Raw genomic sequence first — 3,791 nt, 5'->3', positions numbered from 1 at the left:
TTTTGATTAATTTTCTCATAATTAATTTATTATGCTTAAAGCACCTCATCTATTAAGTTAGATATAACCTTAACAATATAATCAAATTCGACGTTTTCAACGTATTTATTTTTGTTTCTATAATTGTCCCAACTCCTTAATATTCTATCATTATCACCGATTAATTTTATAACATTAATAGCTTCATCTTTACTAATATTGGTGTTTCTATATTTAAAAGTTAATAAACAAGCTTTTCTTAGTTTATCAATATCTATTTCACTAGATTTATTTTTTATAATAATATGTATATCATAAAAATCTTTCATTCTACTAGTTATTTCTGCTTTATCTATTATAGTTTGAAGTTTTTCAGCTATAACTGTCTCTAATGGATACAACTGTATTTCTATATTATCACCAAGTATTGTAGTATATTTGCTTAATTCAGGCACTGGATAAACAGGATCGCCTGTAGCTATATCAATTGAAAAAGTCTTTCTTATATTAGATAAATGACCTACTAGATAGAATTTTACTGCTACTCAAAACATAGACAAATAGTCCATATCGAGATAAATTACTGCTTCATCGTGTATGCTTTTGCTATGCAGCTACTCACAAGTTCTAGTACACTCCACAGTCGTCAATTCCCGACTAGCCATCGGTACATATCTTATATAGCTTTTTTTTGTTATGCTACTTTATAAGATTTGGTATCTCTTAGATTTAAGCTTGCATTAAGATCTCTGTCCATAGTATTGCCACATTTAGAGCATTTATATACTCTATCTGATAGTTTTAAATCTTCTTTAATACTACCACATTTATGACATGTTTTACTTGATGCATAGAACCTATCTGCTATTCTTAATTCGATACCATAAAATTTACATTTATTAAATAGTTTTTCTCTAAATTCATAGAATCTTTGATTACTTATGGCTTTAGACAAATACTTGTTTTTCATCATTCCAGATATATTTAAATTTTCTATAGTAATATAAGTTGGCTTGGTTTTCACCAATTCATTTACTATTTTGTTGATATAATCTGTTCTGATGTTATTTAATTTATTGTAAATTCTTTGTACCTTTGCTATTTGCTTGTCTATATTTTTATAAGTAGACTCTCCTTTCTTTTTGCGTGCTCATACTTTCTTGATAAGCACCTTTGTTCACGCTTTAACTTTTTCTCTAATTTGATTATTCGTTTTGATTTGTTTATATTTTTATAAACTTTTCCATTGCTTATTACAGCAAACTTTTCTAAACCAAGATCCATACCTAGACCGAAGGGTTTTAATGCTTGCTTTACTGGTTCTTCTATATCAACCAGGCAAGATATATAATATCTACCAGCTTTATATGATATAGTTCCGCTTTTTATTATATAACCGTCTTTGCTTGTCGGTATATAACCCTTTTCTTTTAATTTGACCCAACCTAATGTTGGTATTTTAATACGATGCCTTTCACACAAACAATCAGTTTTGCTATTTCTAACAAAATACATTGTTACATTAGATTTGTTTTTCCTTTTAAATCGAGGATATTTAGCTTCTTTCTTGAAAAACTTTTTAAAAGCTCTTTCTGCATAAACAATACTTTGTTTTACAGATTTTGAAGATATGTCCTTGATCCACAAATAACTTGGATTGCTTGGAATGAAATCATTATTAAGCCATTTAGAAAAACTAAAAGCTGTTATAAACTTTTCACCATCTTTATAGGCTTTCTGATTTTCACTTATATAAAAATTATATATAAACCTACATACACCTATAGTTTGTTTAATCTTAATAACTTGTTCAGGACTAGGATTAATCTCTGTTTTGTATGTTATTAACATCTATTTTTCACCTACTTACATTTACTTTTTTACACTTTTGTACATCTTTTTATATATTTTAGTTAACTGTTCTTATCCTCCTCCGTATTTATCTTCAATTTTTATATCTTTGTGTTTATTTTTAACTTCAAACCAAACACCTTTTTTATCATTGTTAGATAAAATATCATTAAATATTTTCTCAATATTTTCATAATCAATATTGGTTTTTTTTACTAAAAAATCAATATCTCTAGTTGATCTATTTTCTATTCCCAGTGTATATGTTAAAAGCATTCCACCTTTAAGAGTAAAATTTTCCTTATATTTACTAAATGATAATAACTTTAAAAACTCATCAAAGAAAAATTTATCTAAAGCTAAATTATACTCAATATTAAGTTCACTTGATTTATTTCTTAGTCTACTGGTAATACTATCCTTATTCATAACTTATAACCTCTAGAATATCTTCTACTTTATCAGATATATTAAATATATCAGCATATTCTCTAAGTTTCCATATATTTTTTGACTTTTTTTTCATATAATAATGCCAAGCTTTTGAAAATATCTCAGAATCTTGATTTTTTCGATCTCTAACAAGATCACACATAGTCCTTTCCATATCATAAGAATAAACTGAATTTCCCATTTCTGTTTTTACTTCAGTAATTCCGATTTTATACCATTCTTTTTTTATTTGGTGTGATTTAACCCTATCTTTAATGCGCCAAGAATTATATCCCTGATATACTGTCACTTCATCAAAAAAGGGTAGTCTTTCTGTGAGATCATGAAGATATAGAGCTGTTTGATAAGAATAGATACACACCTTATTTTGCAATTGAAAAAAATAAAGTTCGTCATAATTATCAAAATCAGGATCAAAATAAACCCCTCTATTTACTCTTTCTATGTATCCTTTTCGAACCATATCAGTCAAATACCAAGAATCAATATTGTTTTTTGAAATGTCTTTTGATGAAATTATTCCATTATTTTTTTTTATTATTTTTTTTATTTTATCAACACTCATATTTCACTTCCTTTTGTGCTTTATTATATAGTATTTAAAGCACAATTACAAGAAATTTATATGTAATAGACCTATACATCCAATAAAAATAAATAAAAATGGTTAATTTGAAATGTTTTCGGGTAGCTATTTAATGTAAAGTAATTAATGGTTAATATATAAATTAAAAAATAGGAGGAAAAAATGAGAAACAAAAAAAAGAAAAAAATATTTAGTCTAATTATGGCTCCTAATTTAGCAATGGCTTCAGAAGAAGAAGATAATACAAATATATATTTTACTGATGAACAAGTAAAGGAGCTATCAAAACAATTAGAGTTTTATTTTGGAGAGGTTGGAGAAATAACTGAAAATGGCGAATACATAATAACTAATCCAGATTTATTAGAAGATGCATCAAATAATGATCAATATGCAAAAGAGCTATACGATTCTTATTTAAGTAGCAGACAAATACATTTATATAGCAAAAAAGAGTTTGCAAACTGTGTTGTAGAAGATCAATTAGCTTGGTTATTTTATGCTCTTGATGGTAAGACTTGGCAAGCATTAGGTGAAGCTATGGCAACTCATGCATGGAACACCGCAGGTCAAATATTATCTAAAGCTCTATCTTATGCTAGTAAGGCTGCTGGAGCAGGCGTAAGTATCGCATTTACTGCTGGTTCTCTAGCTGTAAGTGCATACCAATGTAGGAACTTTTGGTAATGCTTAAAGCTATAAAGTATTTTCTTTTCTTCATAATAACTCAAAATAACGAGGTTGAATACGAATTTAAGCTTTCTAAATTTATTATTAATATAATAGGGATAGTGTTTAGTGCTATTTTTATAGTATTGTTTTATTACTTATTAGAAAGATTTAATATAAATCGATAGTGCCCGTATAATTGTGTAAAAAGAAAAAGGTCATTTGAAACCTAAACTAGTACAATGTTTTTAAC

Annotated in this window: 4 protein-coding genes and 1 pseudogene; 1 reads left to right on the top strand and 4 read right to left on the bottom strand. The window is 26.9% G+C overall.

Annotated elements, in window-relative coordinates:
• Positions 1 to 35: 35 nt before the first annotated feature.
• The 4 genes and pseudogenes from MUN42_RS07845 to MUN42_RS07830 all read right to left on the bottom strand — a co-directional run bounded on the left by MUN42_RS07845 (position 36) and on the right by MUN42_RS07830 (position 2,848).
• Positions 36 to 485, bottom strand: coding sequence for a nucleotidyl transferase AbiEii/AbiGii toxin family protein (locus MUN42_RS07845; protein ID WP_347708771.1), 450 nt, complete (start codon positions 483 to 485; stop codon positions 36 to 38).
• Between the two features lie 188 nt (positions 486 to 673).
• Positions 674 to 1,830 (bottom strand): annotated as a pseudogene (locus MUN42_RS07840) (transposase).
• Positions 1,831 to 1,902: 72 nt separating this feature from the next.
• Positions 1,903 to 2,259, bottom strand: a complete 357-nt coding sequence (locus MUN42_RS07835; RefSeq protein ID WP_243344148.1) for a nucleotidyl transferase AbiEii/AbiGii toxin family protein — start codon at positions 2,257 to 2,259, stop codon at positions 1,903 to 1,905.
• Complete coding sequence (locus tag MUN42_RS07830; protein ID WP_243344145.1) at positions 2,252 to 2,848, bottom strand: type IV toxin-antitoxin system AbiEi family antitoxin domain-containing protein; 597 nt, start codon at positions 2,846 to 2,848, stop codon at positions 2,252 to 2,254. The genes MUN42_RS07835 and MUN42_RS07830 overlap by 8 nt, the downstream gene beginning before the upstream one ends.
• Before the next feature lie 183 nt (positions 2,849 to 3,031).
• Between MUN42_RS07830 and MUN42_RS07825 the strand changes: the two genes are divergently transcribed.
• Entirely contained in the window at positions 3,032 to 3,556 is a 525-nt protein-coding gene (locus tag MUN42_RS07825; protein ID WP_243344144.1) for a hypothetical protein, read from the top strand.
• Positions 3,557 to 3,791 lie beyond the last annotated feature (235 nt).

This window comes from Anaerococcus sp. AGMB09787 (assembly GCF_022808955.1).
Lineage (GTDB): Bacteria > Bacillota > Clostridia > Tissierellales > Peptoniphilaceae > Anaerococcus.
Note: the sequence above shows the minus strand (reverse complement) of the source record. Positions and strands in the feature narration are given on the sequence as shown.

Excerpts from the sequence above, each read along its gene's own strand:
- MUN42_RS07825 (WP_243344144.1), top strand. The coding sequence starts at position 3,032 with ATGAGAAACAAAAAAAAGAAAAAAATATTTAGTCTAATTATGGCTCCT.
- MUN42_RS07835 (WP_243344148.1), bottom strand. The coding sequence starts at position 2,259 with ATGAATAAGGATAGTATTACCAGTAGACTAAGAAATAAATCAAGTGAA.
- MUN42_RS07830 (WP_243344145.1), bottom strand. The coding sequence starts at position 2,848 with ATGAGTGTTGATAAAATAAAAAAAATAATAAAAAAAAATAATGGAATA.